At 72.8% G+C, this 16,898-nt stretch carries 14 protein-coding genes and 1 riboswitch; of the genes, 12 read left to right on the top strand and 2 right to left on the bottom strand.

What is annotated here, in order from left to right:
* Positions 1 to 110: 110 nt before the first annotated feature.
* A complete protein-coding gene (locus tag MTQ01_RS22540; protein WP_247492679.1) occupies positions 111 to 1,799 on the top strand; it encodes an FAD-dependent monooxygenase in 1,689 nt (562 codons plus the stop codon).
* A 260-nt stretch (positions 1,800 to 2,059) separates the two neighbouring features.
* On the opposite strand, the gene MTQ01_RS22535 is transcribed toward MTQ01_RS22540, so the two are convergent.
* A complete protein-coding gene (locus MTQ01_RS22535; RefSeq protein WP_247492678.1) occupies positions 2,060 to 3,055 on the bottom strand; it encodes a TAXI family TRAP transporter solute-binding subunit in 996 nt (331 codons plus the stop codon).
* Positions 3,056 to 3,154: 99 nt separating this feature from the next.
* Between MTQ01_RS22535 and miaB the strand changes: the two genes are divergently transcribed.
* Both miaB and MTQ01_RS22525 read left to right on the top strand, forming a co-directional pair.
* Complete coding sequence (miaB, locus tag MTQ01_RS22530) at positions 3,155 to 4,633, top strand: tRNA (N6-isopentenyl adenosine(37)-C2)-methylthiotransferase MiaB (RefSeq protein WP_247492677.1); 1,479 nt, start codon at positions 3,155 to 3,157, stop codon at positions 4,631 to 4,633.
* Positions 4,634 to 4,815: 182 nt separating this feature from the next.
* A complete protein-coding gene (locus tag MTQ01_RS22525) occupies positions 4,816 to 5,562 on the top strand; it encodes a class III extradiol dioxygenase subunit B-like domain-containing protein (RefSeq protein ID WP_247492676.1) in 747 nt (248 codons plus the stop codon).
* A 191-nt stretch (positions 5,563 to 5,753) separates the two neighbouring features.
* On the opposite strand, the gene MTQ01_RS22520 is transcribed toward MTQ01_RS22525, so the two are convergent.
* Entirely contained in the window at positions 5,754 to 5,975 is a 222-nt protein-coding gene (locus MTQ01_RS22520) for an antitoxin (protein ID WP_247492675.1), read from the bottom strand.
* Positions 5,976 to 6,322: 347 nt separating this feature from the next.
* Here MTQ01_RS22520 and miaA point away from each other — a divergent pair, with 347 nt between their 5' ends.
* The 9 genes from miaA (at position 6,323) to MTQ01_RS22475 (ending at position 16,852) form a co-directional block, all read left to right on the top strand.
* Positions 6,323 to 7,270: a tRNA (adenosine(37)-N6)-dimethylallyltransferase MiaA gene (miaA, locus tag MTQ01_RS22515; protein WP_247492674.1), complete on the top strand. Its 948-nt coding sequence runs from the start codon at positions 6,323 to 6,325 to the stop codon at positions 7,268 to 7,270.
* A 105-nt stretch (positions 7,271 to 7,375) separates the two neighbouring features.
* Positions 7,376 to 7,825 (top strand): hypothetical protein, encoded by a 450-nt coding sequence (locus tag MTQ01_RS22510; RefSeq protein ID WP_247492673.1) that lies wholly within the window; start codon positions 7,376 to 7,378, stop codon positions 7,823 to 7,825.
* A gap of 106 nt (positions 7,826 to 7,931) precedes the next feature.
* Positions 7,932 to 8,804 (top strand): diaminopimelate epimerase, encoded by an 873-nt coding sequence (gene dapF, locus MTQ01_RS22505; protein ID WP_247492672.1) that lies wholly within the window; start codon positions 7,932 to 7,934, stop codon positions 8,802 to 8,804.
* 206 nt (positions 8,805 to 9,010) lie between these two features.
* Positions 9,011 to 11,116 carry a bifunctional (p)ppGpp synthetase/guanosine-3',5'-bis(diphosphate) 3'-pyrophosphohydrolase gene (locus MTQ01_RS22500; RefSeq protein ID WP_247492671.1) on the top strand — a complete coding sequence of 702 codons (2,106 nt, stop codon included), beginning with the start codon at positions 9,011 to 9,013 and terminating at the stop codon, positions 11,114 to 11,116.
* 338 nt (positions 11,117 to 11,454) lie between these two features.
* Entirely contained in the window at positions 11,455 to 12,945 is a 1,491-nt protein-coding gene (hflX, locus tag MTQ01_RS22495; protein WP_247492670.1) for a GTPase HflX, read from the top strand.
* A 393-nt stretch (positions 12,946 to 13,338) separates the two neighbouring features.
* A riboswitch (cobalamin riboswitch) is annotated at positions 13,339 to 13,515 on the top strand.
* Between the two features lie 53 nt (positions 13,516 to 13,568).
* On the top strand, positions 13,569 to 14,618 hold the full coding sequence (locus MTQ01_RS22490) for an ABC transporter substrate-binding protein (RefSeq protein ID WP_247492669.1): 1,050 nt from the start codon (positions 13,569 to 13,571) through the stop codon (positions 14,616 to 14,618).
* Positions 14,615 to 15,628 (top strand): iron ABC transporter permease, encoded by a 1,014-nt coding sequence (locus MTQ01_RS22485; RefSeq protein WP_247492668.1) that lies wholly within the window; start codon positions 14,615 to 14,617, stop codon positions 15,626 to 15,628. The genes MTQ01_RS22490 and MTQ01_RS22485 overlap by 4 nt, the downstream gene beginning before the upstream one ends.
* The gene (locus tag MTQ01_RS22480) at positions 15,625 to 16,482 is read left to right on the top strand and encodes an ABC transporter ATP-binding protein (protein WP_247492667.1); all 858 of its coding nucleotides are present in this window, start codon (positions 15,625 to 15,627) and stop codon (positions 16,480 to 16,482) included. The genes MTQ01_RS22485 and MTQ01_RS22480 overlap by 4 nt, the downstream gene beginning before the upstream one ends.
* Positions 16,463 to 16,852, top strand: coding sequence for a (2Fe-2S) ferredoxin domain-containing protein (locus MTQ01_RS22475; RefSeq protein ID WP_247492665.1), 390 nt, complete (start codon positions 16,463 to 16,465; stop codon positions 16,850 to 16,852). The genes MTQ01_RS22480 and MTQ01_RS22475 overlap by 20 nt, the downstream gene beginning before the upstream one ends.
* Positions 16,853 to 16,898 lie beyond the last annotated feature (46 nt).

The following is a 16,898-nucleotide window of genomic DNA, read 5'->3' as shown; positions in this document are numbered from 1 at the left end:
GTGATCACGCTCCACGGCCGCCGCCTCGCGTCAACTCCCCGTCCCCACAAGAGCGCAGGCCACCGTGCCTGCAGTGAGACCCGCGCGCGGGGCCTGGAGGTCTCGCAGCCGTGGAACCGGTGATCATCGTCGGTGCCGGCCCCGTCGGTCTCGCGCTCGCGCTCTCGCTGGCGCGCCACGAGGTGCCCACCGTCGTACTGGACGCGGGGGACGGGCGGATCACCCCCCGGCCCGCGCGCAGCTGCGTGCTGCGGCCCGACACCGCCGCGCTCGTACAGCGCCTGATAGCTCCCGAACCGCTTCCGGGCGCGCGCTGGATGGTGTGGCGGACGCTGCGCCGCGGACAGGTGCTGGAGCAGCGGGACTTCACCCCCGCCGACGCCCCGTTACACGTGCCCGAGCACACCTTGCGCAAGGCGTTCCGCGCCGCGGCCGGGCGCACCGGGCTGGTGCGGATCGTCGACCACAGCAAGGTCGTCGAGCTGGAGGCGTACGAGGACGGGGTGCGTGCGCGCACCAAGGGGGAGCAGGGCGAGGTCTGGAGAGGCAGCCATCTGGTCGGCTGCGACGGCATCCGCTCCACCGTCCGCAAGCTGCTCGGTACGCGGTTCCCCGGCCGCACCGCGGTGGAGCGGCACGCGGTCGCGGCACTGCGGGTCGCACTGCCCTGGCCGGAAGAGGCCCTGCTGCACCAGGAGATGCCCGGCGGCAAGGGCGGTGAGGTCTGTGCCCGGGCGCTCCCGTCGGGGGTGTGGCGGCTGGACTGGCTGCTGCCGGCGCGCGGTGAACTGGTCACGCCCGACGCCCTGTTGGAGCGCATCCAGGAGACGCTCGCGGCCTGGACGGGCGAGCGGGACCCCGCGTACGAGCTGCTGGACACCGGAGTGCACACCGCCCACCAGCGCCTGGCACGGCACTGGCGCAGAGGGCGGGTCCTGCTCGCCGGGGACGCCGCGCATCTGCTGGGGGCACTGGGCACCCAGGCTGTCGACGAGGGTCTGCGGGACGTGGACAACCTGGCCTGGAAACTCGCCCTGCACCGGCTCGGTGCCGGCGACGAGGCGCTGCTGGACAGCTACGAGCAGGAGCGCCGCGGCGCGGTCGTCGCACGGCTGCGCGCAGTTGACCAGGCACTGCCCCTGGTGCGCAACGCCGGGGCGCTGCGCACCCTGCTCCCCGGCGGCGCCCGGAGCCGGTTGACGCTGCTGACCGACGGACATCTGGGCCGCGGGACGCTCGGCGCCGCGCCGGAGCACCGCGACTCCCCGCTCACCACCGCGCCGCTCGGGGGCGGTGTCGTCACCGAGCCGGGCGAGCGCGCACAGGACATCCCGCTGACCGCGCTGGACGGCACCCGGCTGGCGCTCTCCGAGCGGCTCGGCGCCCGGTTGCTGGTCGTCCTGGTGGCGCCCGGCACCGCGGTGTGGGACAGCCGGCACTGGCTCAACGCCGGGGTGATGCCGGAACTGGCCGCCGCCGTACGGGCGTTGCCCGCCCCCGCCGAGCTGTTCGTCACCGAGTCCTACCCGGGCGCGGCGGCGCACACGGTGCTGGTGGTGCGTCCCGACGGCTACCTCGCGGCAGCGCTGCCGGGGGTGCACCGCGAGGAACTCGGGCGCGTCGTCGCCACGTTGGGCGGTCGGGCCGCTGTACGTGCCACCGGTTCGGCCGCCGGTCGGGCCCGTGAGACGGGCGGCGAAGCCGGAGGCCGGCCCGGGGGAGACGAGGCCCCGGACCCGGACCCCGACCGGGAGCCGGCCGAGGACGGCGCGCGGGTGTTGGGACGGGGCACGGCGTAGCGGCGGCTGCCGGCGGCTGTGAGCCGTCGGGCCGGCCCGGACGGGTCCGGCGACGGTCCCGCGGCGTCCGGACGGTCGGGGCTCGACGTCGGCTCGGCGTTGCCGTGCTCGGAGGCGGTGGGCCCGGCAACAGCGGAGGGCCCGGGCATCAGATGCGTCAGCTGACGGAGGGCCCGGCCGCAGATGCCTCGGCTGACGGAAGGCCCGGGCGCAGGCCGCGGCGGGCCGAGGGTGCCGGGGCTCGACGGTGCGGTGCGGGGTCAGGGCTTGACGGTGCGGTAGTAGCGCTGGGCGCCCTCGTGCAGCGGAAGCGGGTCGGTGTAGATCGCGGTGCGCAGATCGACCCGCTGGGCGGCGTGCACCCGCGAACCGATGTAGTCCCGGTTGTTGATCAGTGCTCTGGTCAGACCCTCGGTCAGGGACTTCTCCGCGCGGTCGGTGGTCACCAGCAGGTTGGCCACCGCCACCGATTCCACCGCTTCGCCCTGCTGCACCCTGGGGTAGGCGTCCGCCGGCATCACCGCGGCCCGGTAGTGGCGGGCCTGCGGGTCCTGGGCGTGCAGCGCCGGGACCAGGCTGCCCAGCTCCACCAGCCGGATGTCGCTGCTGGCCGCCAGGTCCTGGATGGCGCTGCTGGGCAGTCCGCCGGTCCAGAAGAACGCGTCCAGTCCGCCGTTCTCCAGGAGTTCGGGCATCAGGCCGATCCCCTCGTAGACCTGGCGGACGTCCTTGGCCGGGTCCAGCCCCGCTGCGCGCAGCAGTCGTTCGGCGACCGGACGCACACCGGACTGCCGCTGGCCGACGCCGACCTTCAGCCCCCGCAGATCCGCTGCCGACTCGACGTCGGAGTCGGCGCGCACGACGAGCTGCACATAGTCGTCGTACAGCCTGGCGCAGGCCCGCAGCCGGGAGGCGTCCTTGCCTCCCGAGGTGAGGTACGCCGCCACCGCGTCGGCCTGTGCGATGGTGAAGTCGGCCTTGCCGGCGATCACTTGCTCGATGTTGTCGACCGACCCCTGGCTCGGTCGCAGCCCCAGCTCCACCTCGGGCAGATCGCGGGGGAGCCGTTCCTTGAGCAGCGTGCCGTAGCGGGCGTACACCCCCGACGGAACGCCGGTGGCGAGCGTCGCGCTCCCGGTGGGCCGGTCGCGCCCGCCGGGAGTCATCCACCACAGCAGCGAGACCACCACGACCAGGGCGCTGACCGCCCACAGCACATGCCGTCTGCTCGGCCCGCGGGCCGGGAACCTCACCATGCGCCCGATCCTGCCATCCGCGGGCCCGGCGGCCGACCCCCGCGTTCGAGGTGGGCGGGGAGGAGCGCCGTCGGGATGCGCGTACCCTGGTCGATTGAGATGACTGCCAAGACTTATGAGCTGCGCACCTTCGGCTGCCAGATGAATGTCCACGACTCCGAGCGGATGTCCGGTCTGCTGGAGGACGCCGGCTACGTACGTGCGCCCAAGGACGCGGACGGCGCCGACGTCGTCGTCTTCAACACCTGTGCGGTGCGGGAGAACGCCGACAACCGGCTGTACGGCAACCTCGGCCAGCTCGCGCCGAAGAAGGCGTCCCGGCCCGGTATGCAGATCGCCGTCGGCGGCTGCCTGGCGCAGAAGGACCGCGAGACCATCGTCCGCCGGGCGCCCTGGGTCGACGTCGTCTTCGGCACCCACAACGTCGGCAAGCTGCCGGTGCTGTTGGAGCGCGCGCGGGTCCGGGAAGAGGCGCAGGTCGAGATCGCCGAGTCCCTGGAGGCGTTCCCCTCCACGCTGCCCACGCGCCGGGAGAGCGCCTACGCGGCTTGGGTCTCCATCTCGGTCGGCTGCAACAACACCTGCACCTTCTGCATCGTTCCCGCCCTGCGCGGCAAGGAGAAGGACCGCAGGCCGGGCGACATCCTCGCCGAGATCGAGGCACTGGTCGCCGAGGGCGTCACCGAGATCACCCTGCTCGGGCAGAACGTCAACGCCTACGGCAGTGACATCGGCGACCGCGAGGCGTTCAGCAAGCTGCTGCGCGCCTGCGGCCGGATCGACGGGCTGGAGCGGGTGCGCTTCACCTCGCCGCACCCGCGCGACTTCACCGACGACGTGATCGCGGCGATGGCCGAGACGCCCAACGTGATGCCGCAGCTGCACATGCCGCTGCAGTCCGGATCCTCCAGGATCCTCAAGGCCATGCGGCGTTCCTACCGCCAGGAGCGCTTCCTCGGCATCATCGAGAACGTCCGAGCGGCGATGCCCGACGCCGCGATCTCCACCGACATCATCGTGGGCTTCCCCGGCGAGACCGAGGAGGACTTCGAGGAGACGATGCACGTCGTGCGCGAGGCGCGTTTCGCGCAGGCGTTCACCTTCCAGTACTCCAAGCGCCCGGGGACCCCCGCTGCCGAGATGGACGGGCAGATCCCCAAGGAGGTCGTCCAGGCACGGTACGAGCGCCTGGTCGCGCTGCAGGACGAGATCTCCTGGGAGGAGAACAAGCGCCAGGTCGGCCGCACCCTGGAGCTGATGGTCGCCGAGGGCGAGGGGCGCAAGGACGGCGAGACGCGCCGGCTCTCCGGCAGGGCTCCGGACAGTCGCCTGGTCCACTTCACCCGCCCCGAGGAGCCCGTGCGCCCCGGCGACATGGTGACGGTCGAGATCAGCTACGCCGCCCCGCACCACCTGCTCGCCGAGGGCAGGCCGCTCGGAGTGCGCCGCACCCGTGCCGGTGACGCCTGGGAGGCGCGGCAGGCCGCGCCCGAGGGCGGCGGCGTCATGCTCGGGCTGCCGAAGGTCGGCGCCCCCGAGCCGCTGCCCGCTCCGACGGGTGGTTGCAGCGCCTGCTGAGGCCGACGGCCGGTACGGCGGTACACCTCGGCCCGTGGGTCCGCGCGATTGCGGCGCCCAACCTGCGCTGCTCGCGGGCCACTTGGGTTCCGGCGTCGCCGTCGAGGACTGATGTGGGCCGCGTACGGGGGCCACGAACCGCGCCGGGCCGGAGCCGACCGGGGCGCGGGTAGGCTGCGGACATGCTTGCCGCTGCCGCCGTCTGCCCCTGCCCGCCGGTTCTCGTTCCCGAGGTCGCACAGGGCGCCGCGGAGGAGCTGGAAGCGGTGCGGGACGCCTGCGCCGAGGCGCTTTCCACGCTCGCGGCGGCCCGCCCGGACCGGTTGGTCGTCCTCGCTCCGGTGGAGCGGGCCGGGAGCGGTACGTACCCGGCGGGCAGCATCGGGGGGTTGCACGGCTTCGGGGTGCCGGCGGAGTTCGTCCTGGGCCGGGCCCCGCGCGAGGACGCCGCCGACGGAGCCGGCGGTCAACCACCGGCCGCGGCACGGGAGTTGCCGGCCCCGCTGACCGTCGGCGCGTGGCTGCTGAGCTCGGTGTCCTGGCGGGCCGCGCCGGTTTCCGGCCTCGGTGTGGACCGTGCGCTGCCGACCGAGGACTGTCTGCGGGAGGGCCGTCGCCTGGCCGCGGGCGAGGAGCGGTTGGCCCTGCTGGTGCTCGGGGACGGCAGCGCGTGCCGCACCCTCAAGGCGCCGGGCTATCTCGACGATCGGGCCGCGTACTTCGACGCGGACGCCGCACGTGCCCTCGCCGACGCCGACCACGCCGCCCTGGCCGCCCTGGACGCCGCGCTCGGCGCCGATCTGCTCGCCGCCGGCCGGGCGCCCTGGCAGGTGCTGGCCGGCGCGGCGGAGCAGGCCGGCCTCAGCGGCCGACTCCTGCACGACAGCGCTCCGTACGGCGTCGGGTACCTGGTCGCGGCCTGGAACTGAGGTCGTCAGGTACCACGACGCCCTTGCCGCTCCCCGGAAAGAGCCTCACGGCTCCCGGAGCCGCGAGCGCGCGCGGGGGCTGCCCGCCGTCGGCCGTCGGCTCGCATTCGCAGGGGAGTGCCCGCTCCGTACGAGCCGACCGCGCGGGACCGCGGCACCCGCGTCCGCAGGAGTCGGGCGCAGTGCGGGACTCAGCGGCCCTTGTTGCCGTCGTCGTCCCGGCCGCCCCTGCCGCCGTCACCCTTGCCGTTGTCGCCGAGGGCTTCCTTGGCCTTGTCCGTGCCGGTCTTGATGTGCTTGCTGTACTTGCCGCCGGTCTTGGAGTCGACCGCCTGCCCGGCCTTGTCCAGCCCCTGACCGACCTTGTCGCTGTGCTGTCCGAGGAGGCCCTTGATCTTTTCCATGAATCCCATGACGGCTGCCTTCCGTGAGTCCAACGGTGAGTACCTGCGGGCGGTTCCGCGGCGCGATTCCGCGGCCGCACCGCATCCCGCGTCCGCCGCGCTCCCCGCACGAGCGGTGAGGCGGCGACGTCCGCACGTGCGGTGCTCCGGGACCGCGCGCGAAGCCGCTTGATCGTATCCGCCCCCGGGGAACGGGAAGTTCCGAATCCCTGGAGGGACGGCTTCTCTCGCTGTCCGATTTTACGTGCCGGTGCGGGCCCGTGCCGGGTGGAAGCAGCCACCGCCGGTACCGGAGCCGCCCGGGCCAGGAGGACGTACGGTCCCGCCCGTCCTCCGGGTTTGGGAGACTGGCGCGCGTGAACAGTCGTGTCTGCGCCCCTCAGGTCATCGCCGTCGTCGGCCCCACCGCGGCCGGCAAGTCCGACCTCGGCGTCGAGCTGGCCCGCACTCTGGGCGGCGAGGTCGTCAACGTCGACTCGATGCAGCTCTACCGGGGGATGGACATCGGCACCGCCAAACTGTCCGAATCCGAGCGCCGGAACGTGCCGCACCACCTGCTGGACGTCTGGGACGTCACCGTCACCGCGAGCGTCGCCGAGTACCAGACGCTGGCCAGGGAGCGGATCGACGCACTGCTCGCCGACGGTCGCACCCCGGTGCTGGTGGGCGGTTCCGGGCTCTATCTGCGTGCCGCGATCGACGCCCTGGAGTTCCCCGGCACCGATCCGCTGGTGCGGGCGCGGCTGGAGGAGGAGCTCGACCGCCTCGGGCCCGGCGCACTGCACGCACGGCTCGCGGCCCTCGACCCGGCCGCGGGGGAGGCGATCCTGGCGAGCAACGGACGCCGGATCGTACGGGCGCTGGAGGTCGTCGAGATCACCGGCCAGCCCTTCACCGCGAATCTGCCGCCGACCGACGAGCGCCGCGAGGTCTACCGCACCGTGCAGATCGGCGTCGACGTGGCCAGGCCGGAGCTGGACGAGCGCATCGCGGTACGGGTCGACCGGATGTGGGAGGCGGGTTTGGTCGCCGAGGTGGAGGCGCTGGAGCAGCAGGGGCTGCGCGAGGGAGTCACCGCCTCCCGGGCCCTCGGCTACCAGCAGGTGCTCAGGGCGCTCGCGGGGGAGTACACCCTCGAGGAGGCGCGCGCGGAGACCGTGCGCGCCACCAAACGCTTCGCGCGCCGCCAGGACACCTGGTTCCGCAGGGACGAGCGTGTGCACTGGTTGAGCGGGGCGGTACCCGAAAGAGCGGAACTCCTCGCACGGTCACTGGCGTTGATCGATCGCCCGGTCACAGCCTGATCACGTGATGGCATCGGGACGCTCAGTCCGGCCGGGAGCCGCGTGCAGACGTGCCATCATCGACGATCGGAGCCGCGGTGTCGGGAGTTGGGAGGGCGCGTGGCAATGGATGCCGGCCCTCGCAGAAACGATGATCCGGCGCTGCCGTCGCAGGTGTCGAGCGATCCCCTGACGGTCCCCGTCCCGAGCGAGGACAGCGCCCCGGTCGCGGAGAGCGGCGAGTCCTACGGCGAGCTGCGGCCACCGCGCCGGTTGAGGCTGTGGCAGATCACCCCGATCGTCGCCCTGGCAGCTGTCGGTTCGCTGATGTTCGCCTTCCCGCTCGCCTTCGAGTTCGGCGGCGGCGGAGCGGTCGTGGCCATGCTCGGACTGCTGATCAGCTGCTGCGCCGCCGGCTGGGGCATGATGGCCGCCCGCCGGGTCGGCCTCTCCTGGCCCGGGCTCCCGCCGAGGGGCGGCGAGCGGCGCGCGGACTGGCGCGTGGTCGCCCTGTACGCCCTGTTGGTCGCCCTGCTGGTGGTGCTCGCCGCGCTGCGGGTGGCCACTCTGCGGTAGGAAAGGCCACCCTGCGGCAGGACCCGCGCCACCCGGCGCGCGCCCGGTCCCGGGGTCGGTCAGCCGCTCCGCGCGGCGCCCTGTGCGCTCCACTACGATCGGCCGTGTGAGCACCACAGCGCAGCCGATCACCTTCCTCAAGGGCCACGGCACAGAGAACGACTTCGTGATCATCCCCGACCCGGAGGGCCGCCTGGAGCTGTCCGCCGCCGAGGTCGCGCGGCTGTGCGACCGCAGAGCCGGCATCGGCGCCGACGGGCTGCTGCGCATCGTCCGCTCCGCCGCCCACCCGGAGGCCCGCGCGATGGCCGACGCCGCCGAGTGGTTCATGGACTACCGCAACAGCGACGGCAGCATCGCCGAGATGTGCGGCAACGGCGTACGGGTCTTCGCCCACTGCCTGGAGCGGATGGCGCTGGCCAAGCCCGGCGAGCTGGCGGTCGCCACCAGAGCGGGCGTGCGCCGCGTGACGCTGGGCGAGGACGGGTCGATCACGGTGGGCATGGGCCGCGCGCTGCTGCCGGGCCCCGGGCTCACCGTCACGGTGGACGGGCGCAGCAGGCCCGCGCGCCACGTGGACATGGGCAACCCGCACGCCGTCGTGTTCGTCGACTCGCTGGACGAGGCCGGACGGCTGCTCGAGGCGCCCGGGGTGGCGCCCGCCGAGGCCGTGCCGAACGGCACCAACGTCGAGTTCGTCGTCGACCGCGGCCCGCGGCACGTGGCGCTGAGGGTGCACGAGCGGGGCTCTGGCGAGACCCGCTCCTGCGGCACCGGGGCCTGCGCGGTGATGGTCGCCGCCGCGCGCCGGGACGGGTTGGACCCGGCCGCCGACGGCGAGACGGTGACGTACACCGTGGACGTGCCGGGCGGCTCCCTGACCATCACCGAACGTGCCGACGGCGAAGTGGAGATGACCGGCCCCGCCGTCGTGGTCGCCGAGGGCATCGTCGACCCCTCGCTGCTCAAGGGCGCCTGATCGCAGGCGGTTTGGCGGCCGGTCGGCTCCTCCCGGGAGGCGTGCCGGACGCCAACTCCCCGCCGTGGACGGGGCGATGGGGAAACAGGGCACGACTTTTCGCTCGAAGGAGTGATCCCGCACACGGTCCTGGGGGACCCGTCGGCGAGCCTCCGCGGGATGGATAGCATCGGGTAACTGACGGCGCGACACCCAGGGGGCTGCCCATGAGCGCGGTACGGAGCCTGCGAAAGCTCGGCAGGGCTGCACTGGTGGGCACGGCCTCCCGCGGCGGTATGCCGCACGCCCTGGAGCACGTCGTGCAGGCCCACCGCAGACACCACCAGGACGCCGACCTCGACGCCCTGCGGCGGGCGTATCTGCTCGCCGAGTCCTCGCACCGCGGGCAGATGCGCAAGAGCGGCGACCCGTACATCACCCACCCGCTCGCGGTGACCCTGATCCTCGCCCAACTGGGCGCGGGCGGCACGACGTTGACCGCCTCGCTGCTGCACGACACGGTCGAGGACACCGAGGTCACGCTGGAGCAGGTGCGCGCCGAGTTCGGCGAGGAGGTGGCCTATCTCGTCGACGGTGTGACGAAGCTGGAGAAGGTCGACTACGGCGCCGCCGCCGAGCCCGAGACCTTCCGCAAGATGCTGGTCGCCACCGGCAACGACGTCCGGGTCATGTCGATCAAGCTCGCCGACCGGCTCCACAACATGCGCACCCTGGGCGTGATGCGGCCGGAGAAGCAGGTGCGGATCGCCACCGTCACCCGCGATGTGCTGATCCCGCTCGCCGAGCGCCTCGGGGTGCAGGCGCTCAAGACCGAGCTGGAGGACCTGGTCTTCGCGATCCTCCACCCGGAGGAGCACGCGCGGACCCGCGAGCTGGTGCGCGACCACCGGGCCGCCGCCGATCCGCTGGAGGAGATCGCCGAGCAGGTCCGCGGAATACTGCGCGAGGCGAAGGTCACCGCCGAAGTCCTCATCAGGCCGCGGCACCTGCTCTCGGTGCACCGCTCGCGCCTCAAACGCGGCGAGCTCGGCCCGTGCGACTTCGGCCGGCTGCTGATCCTCGTGGGGGAGGAAGCCGACTGCTACGCCGTCCTCGGCGAGCTGCACACCTGCTTCACCCCGCTGATCTCGGAGTTCAAGGACTTCATCGCGGTGCCGAAGTTCAACCTCTACCAGTCCCTGCACACGGCCTTCGCCGATCCCCAGGGCCGTGTGGCCGAGGTGCTGATGCGCACCCACCACATGCACAAGGTGGCCGAGGCCGGGGTGGTCGCGCTGGGCAATCCGCACCGTGCGGAGGGCGCCGCCGAGCCCGCCGCCGACGGCGAGCGCTCCGACCCGACCCAGCCGGGATGGCTCTCCCGGCTGCTGGAGTGGCAGAGCCACGCCCCCGACCCGGACACCTTCTGGGCCGCTCTGCGCGACGATCTCGCGCAGGACCGCGAGATCACCGTCTTCTGCGGCGAGCCGGGCAGCACCGCCGGGACGGCGGCCCTCCACCTCCCGGGCGGCGCCACCTGTCTCGACGCGGCGTTCGCCCGGTACGGCGAGGAGGCGCACCGCTGCATCGGTGCCCGGGTCGACGGCCGGCTGACCACCCTGGCCACCGTTCTGCGCGACGGCGACGTGCTGCAGCTGCTGATGGCTGCCGAGGGCGGCTCCGGCCCGTCCCCGGAGTGGCTCGACCACGCCCGTACGCCAGCGGCCCGCATCTCCATCCGCCGTCGGCTCGAGCTGGAGTCGCCCGCCGTCCAGGTCGGCGCGGCAGGCGCCGACCTGGCCGAGGCCGAGCCGGTGGCGGGCAGCTCCGGGGCGGAGCACGACAGCCCGCAGGACGCGCCACCGAGCGCGGCCCCGGCCGGCAGCGGCGCGGTGGCGGAGGAACTCCCGGGCCACACCGTGCGGTTGGCCCGCTGCTGCACCCCCGTCGCACCCGACGCGGTGACCGGCTTCCTGGTGCGCGGCGGCAATGTGACCGCGCACCGCGACAGCTGCGCCACCGTCCGCCGGATGCGCGACGCCGGACGTGCGCAGGTCGCGGTGGGGTGGCGCGGAGGCAGAGCCTCGTGCCGGGTCACGCTCCAGGCGGAGGCGTTCGGCAGGCAGCAGCTGCTCGCCGATCTGACCGAGACCATCGCGGTCCAGGGAGCGGCGGTGCTCTACGCGGCCGTCGAGCCGCCGCGCGAGCAGCGGGTGCGGCACACGTACACCCTGCGGCTCGACGACTCCGGGGAGCTGCCGGCGCTCATGCGCGCGATGCGCGAGGTGCCGGGCGTCTACGACGTGGCCCGAGTGACCAAGCCGCTGCACTGAGCGCCCCGCGGCGCGGTGCACCGCCGCTGCCTCCGCGCGGGCTCCGGCGACCGCAGGGACGCAGCGCCCGGTGCCGGAGCCGGTGCGGCAGTGCCCGCAAAGGCCGCCGGGCGCGGTCGCGGCGGGTCGGCGGCGCCGTTGACGCGCGCGGCTGACGCGCTGGAAAATCGGGGTGACGCCCGCACGCGCCCGTGGGACCATCGTCTCCGTGACCGACCCCGGCCGGTCCCGCCCGCGGATCGGGCGGCGGACCGCGGGCCGGCGGGAATACTTCCGCACCCCCGCGCGTTACCGCAGAGCACGCACTGCCGTGCACCACTCCTCGACGTAAGGACACAATGACCCACTCCTCTTCTCTTCCCCACAGCGCTCAGCAAAGCTCCGAAAGCAGCACGCGCCGGGCCGACGCCCTGATGGAAGAGGACGTCGCCTGGAGTCATTCGATCGACGAGGAGCGTGACGGCGACCAGCTCGACCGCTCCGAGCGAGCGGCTCTGCGCCGCGTCGCAGGACTCTCCACCGAGCTCGAGGACGTCACCGAGGTCGAGTACCGCCAGCTGCGTCTGGAGCGGGTCGTGCTGGTGGGCGTCTGGACCTCGGGCACCGCCGAGGAGGCGGACAACTCGCTGGCCGAGCTGGCCGCGCTCGCCGAGACGGCGGGTGCCCAGGTGCTCGACGGCGTGATCCAGCGGCGGCAGAAGCCGGACCCGGCCACCTACATCGGCTCGGGCAAGGCCCAGGAGCTGCGCGAGATCGTGCTGAGCAGCGGCGCGGACACCGTGGTCTGCGACGGCGAGCTGAGCCCGGGCCAGCTGATCCACCTCGAAGACGTGGTCAAGGTCAAGGTCGTCGACCGCACCGCGCTGATCCTGGACATCTTCGCCCAGCACGCCAAGTCCCGGGAGGGCAAGGCGCAGGTCGCCCTGGCCCAGATGCAGTACATGCTGCCCAGGCTCCGTGGCTGGGGTCAGTCGCTCTCCCGTCAGATGGGCGGTGGCGGCGGTGGCGGCATGGCCACCCGCGGCCCCGGTGAGACGAAGATCGAGACCGACCGTCGGCGCATCCGCGAGAAGATGGCGAAGATGCGCCGCGAGATCGCGGAGCTGAAGACCGGCCGGGACGTCAAGCGGCAGGAGCGGCGGCGTCACCAGGTGCCGTCGGTCGCGATCGCCGGTTACACCAACGCCGGCAAGTCCTCCCTGCTCAACCGCCTCACCGGCGCCGGAGTCCTGGTGGAGAACGCCCTGTTCGCCACTCTCGACCCGACCGTGCGCCGGGCCGAGACACCGAGCGGGCGGGCGTACACGCTGGCCGACACCGTCGGTTTCGTGCGCCACCTTCCGCACCACCTGGTGGAGGCGTTCCGCTCCACCATGGAGGAGGTCGCCGACTCGACGCTGATCCTCCACGTCGTGGACGGCTCCCATCCGGTGCCGGAGGAGCAGCTCGCCGCCGTGCGCGAGGTGATCCGGGACGTGGGCGCGGTGGAGGTCCCCGAGATCGTTGTGATCAACAAGGCGGATGTCGCCGACCCGTTGACGGTGCAGCGGCTGCTGCGCGCGGAGCCGCACGCGCTCGCCGTCTCCACGCACTCCGGTCTCGGCATCGCCGAGCTGCTGGAGCTGATCGACAGCGAACTGCCCCGCCCGGACGTGGAGTTGGAGGCTCTGCTGCCCTTCACCGAGGGAGCGCTGGTCTCCCGCGTCCACGGTGAGGGCGAGGTCCTCTCCGAGGAGCACACCGTCGAAGGCACCCTGATGAAGGTCCGGGTGCACGAGGAGCTCGCCGCCCTGCTGCGGCCGTACCAGCCCGTCGCCGCCGAGGGGTGATCTCCGAGGGGCGAGCCGCCGGTGCGCGTGCGCCCGGGCCGCGTTGAGCGGGCCGGCACGCGCACTGAGCGGCGATGTGCCTGTGACGGCGGTGCCTGGGACGACGGTGCCTGTGACGGCGGTGTCTGACGGACGTGCCGGAGCGGCCGGCCGTTGGGGGCGTGCTTCACGGGAGAGTTTTCCGAGGTGGCCGCGCTGAGTGTGAAGCGGTCTGTACGGCCGCACTGAACGGGCCCGCGACGAGGCCGGTTTCGCACCCCCGAGGGTGGAGACCGGCCTCGGCCGCGGGCCCGCGGGCCCGCGGCTTTCGAGGCTGCTGAGCCTCGACCGGAACACCGGCACCCTGGTGCCGAGCCCGGAGACTGATCACACGCCATGGCCCGGCGGTTGCCTTGGTAACCTCCACGGGCCAGTCGAACCACATCCGTGGTCAGGGAATCCGGTGCGAATCCGGAGCTGACGCGCAGCGGTGAGGGGGACGGGCGGGGCACGACGCCACTGGGAGACCGGGAAGGCGTCCCGTCCGGACGAACCCGAGTCCGAAGACCTGCTGGCACCTCCGCGCCCCGGCGCGGGGACGTCCACAGGCCAGGCTCCGCGTATGAGCCCCTACCCCCAGAGGCATGCCCGTGCTCCGTGCTCCCGCTCTTTTCCGTACCCCGGCGCTGCTCGTCGCGTCCGCCCTGCTGATCACCGCGTGCGGCTCCTCCGGCGCGGGTGACGCGAAGTCGGAGGGGACCTCGGCCGCTGGTTACCCGGTGACCCTCGACAACTGCGGCCACAAGGTCACCCTGGAGTCCGCCCCGAAGCGGGTCGTGTCCCTCAACCAGGGCACCACGGAGATCCTGCTCTCGCTCGGCCTCGCCGACCGCGTTGCCGGTACGGCCACTTGGACCGACCCGGTGATGGAGGGGCTGGAGAAGGCGAATGCGTCCGTACCGCGTCTCGCCGACAACGCGCCCTCCTTCGAGAAGGTCCTGGACGCCGAACCCGACCTCGTCACCGCCTCGTTCCTCTCCACTCTGGGCAAGGGCGGGGTCGCCGACCGCGCCCAGTTCGAGAAGCTGGGCGTGCCCGCGTATGTCTCACCGTCCGACTGCCTGGGCAAGGACAACGACAGCGGCGGCGACGGATCGCGCAGCGAGCCGCTCACTCTCGATGTCGTGTACGGCGAGATACGTGATCTGTCACGGGCGTTCGGCGTGCGGGCGCGGGGCGAGAAGCTGATCGCCTCCTTGAAGAAGCGGGTCGGCACGGCCACCGCCGGGCTCAACTCCTCCGACGTCTCGCTCATGTACTGGTTCGCCAACTCCCAGTCGCCCTACCTCGCCGGCTGTTGCGGCGCACCGGGCGCGGTCACCCGTGCGGTCGGCGCGAAGAACGCCTTCGCCGACACCCAGGACGAGTGGCCCCAGATCAGCTGGGAGACGGTCGCCGACCGCGACCCCGATGTGATCGTGATCGGCGATCTGACCCGCAAGCAGCAGACGGCGGAGACCGCCGCCGCCAAGATCCGCTTTCTGGAGACCAACCCCGCCACCCGCAATCTGGCCGCTGTGCAGAAGAAGCGGTACGTCCTGCTGAGCGGACAGGCGATGAACCCGTCCATCCGCACCGTCGAGGGGATCGAGAAGGTCGCAGCCGGTCTGCGCGACTTCGGGCTCGTCAAGTGAGTGTCCGCACACTGCTGTTGACGGGCGGCGGCCTGGTCGCGCTGGTCGCGTCCATCGCCGTGGCGGTAACGATCGGCCCCGCCGACATCTCCACCGGAGACGTCTGGACCTCCGTCGCGGCCCACCTCGGACTCGGCGAGAGCACGCTGGCGCCACTGCGCGACGGCATCGTCTGGGACCTGCGCATGCCCCGCACACTGCTGGCCGCCGTGTGCGGGGCCGGACTCGCCGTGTGCGGCGCGGTCATGCAGTCGCTGCTGCGCAACCCGCTCGCCGACCCCTTCGTGCTCGGGGTCTCCTCCGGGGCGTCCACCGGAGCGGTCGCCGTGGTGGTGCTCGGTGTGGGCGGGGGAGTGCTGTCCCTGTCGGGGGGTGCCTTTCTCGGCGCGCTGCTCTCCTTCGCACTGGTGCTGACGCTCAGCCACGCCCTCGGCGGCAGCACCGACCGGGTCGTCCTGTCCGGAGTCGCGGTCATGCAGCTCTTCGCCGCACTGACCTCGTTCACCGTCCTGACCTCGGCGGACGCGGAGACCACCCGGGGCGTGCTGTTCTGGCTGCTCGGCTCGCTCACCGGGGCCGACTGGGGACAGGTACTGCTCTGCGCGGTCGTGCTGGCCGCGGCCCTCGTGGTCTGCCTGGGGCACGCCCGTACGCTGGACGCTTTCGCCTTCGGCGAGGAGGCCGCCGCCGGACTCGGCGTCCGTGTCGCCCGTACCCGCCTGGTCCTCCTCTGCACGACCGCGCTGCTCACGGCCGTACTGGTCAGCTGCGCCGGCGCGATCGGGTTCGTCGGCCTGGTCCTGCCGCACGCCACCCGCGTCCTCACCGGCTCCGGGCACGCCCGGCTGCTGCCGGCCACCGCGCTGACCGGGGCCGTCTTCCTGGTGTGGGTGGACACCCTCGCCCGTACGGTCCTCGACCCCCAGGAGGTCCCGGTGGGCGTGGTGACGGCTCTTGTCGGCGTGCCCGCGTTCGTGGCCGTGCTCTATCGCGGACGGAGAAGGACATGACCGACCTGCACGCGGACCGTGTCGTACGGCGTCTCGGCGACAAGGTCGTCGTCGACGGCGTCACCCTCACCCTGAGCCGGGGCGAGACGGTCGGACTCCTGGGCCCCAACGGGTCGGGAAAGTCGACGCTGTTGAGGCTGTTGGCCGGAGTTCTGGCCCCCACCGCCGGTGTCGTCACCATGGAAGGACGTCCCCTGGCCGATGTCGGCCGCCGGGCCGTCGCCCGCAGGATCGCCACGGTCGAGCAGCACGCCGACACGCAGACCGAACTGACCGTCCACGACGTCGTCGCCCTCGGCCGGATCCCGCACCGCCGTGCCTGGACACCGGCCACGGCGGCCGACGCCGAGGCCGTCGCCCGGGCACTGGCCCGTACCGGTCTGACCGACCGGGCCGGCCAGTCATGGCACACCCTGTCCGGCGGCGAGCGCCAGCGCACCCAGATCGCCCGCGCGCTCGCCCAGGCACCCCGCGAACTCCTCCTCGACGAACCCACCAACCACCTCGACATCCAGCACCAGCTCGACCTGTTGGAACTCGTCGCGAGCCTGCCGGTCACCACGGTGATCGCCCTGCACGACCTGAACCTCGCCGCGATGTACTGCGACCGCCTGCTCGTGCTGCGCGAGGGCCGCCCTGTCGCGGAGGGCACTGCGGCCGAGGTCCTGACGCCCACGCTCATCAAGCAGGTCTACGGCGTCCGTGCCGAGGTCACCCACGGGCCCGGCCACCCCGTGATCCGTTTTCTGCGCCCGGCCGCCCGGGACGGACAACCCCCGAAGAACGGACAACCCCCGAAGAACGGACATCCCCCGAAGAGGAGTGTGACGAGCGATGCCCCGACACCGTCCTGAAACTGTCGGCGCGGAGCTCGCATCCGCCCGACCGGCACCGTGCCGCGTCGTCGTGTGCCGGGACTGCTGCTGCGGAACCGCGAAAGTCACGGGTGTGGATCACGACTGGCAAGTCGCGCGCCTTGCCGAGGAGGTTCCCGTACGAGTCGCCGACTGCCTCGAGGTCTGCGAGGAAGCGAATGTGATCGTCGTCCAGCCTTCCGCAGCCGCACGTGTCAACGGTGCGCGCCCGGTCTGGCTCGGACTCGTCAACGAACCGGCCGCCACCGAGGACGTCGCCGACTGGGTCAGGGCCGGAGGCCCCGGTGTCGCCCCGCGCCCCGACGTCCTCGACCGCTACGTCCTCACGCCGTCCCGCAGGGCACGATGAGCACGAATGCCGACCACCACCGACGCCGGAGCCGTCGGCGTGCGGC

Source organism: Streptomyces sp. XM4193, from assembly GCF_023072595.1.
GTDB lineage: Bacteria > Actinomycetota > Actinomycetes > Streptomycetales > Streptomycetaceae > Streptomyces.
Note: the sequence above shows the minus strand (reverse complement) of the source record. Positions and strands in the feature narration are given on the sequence as shown.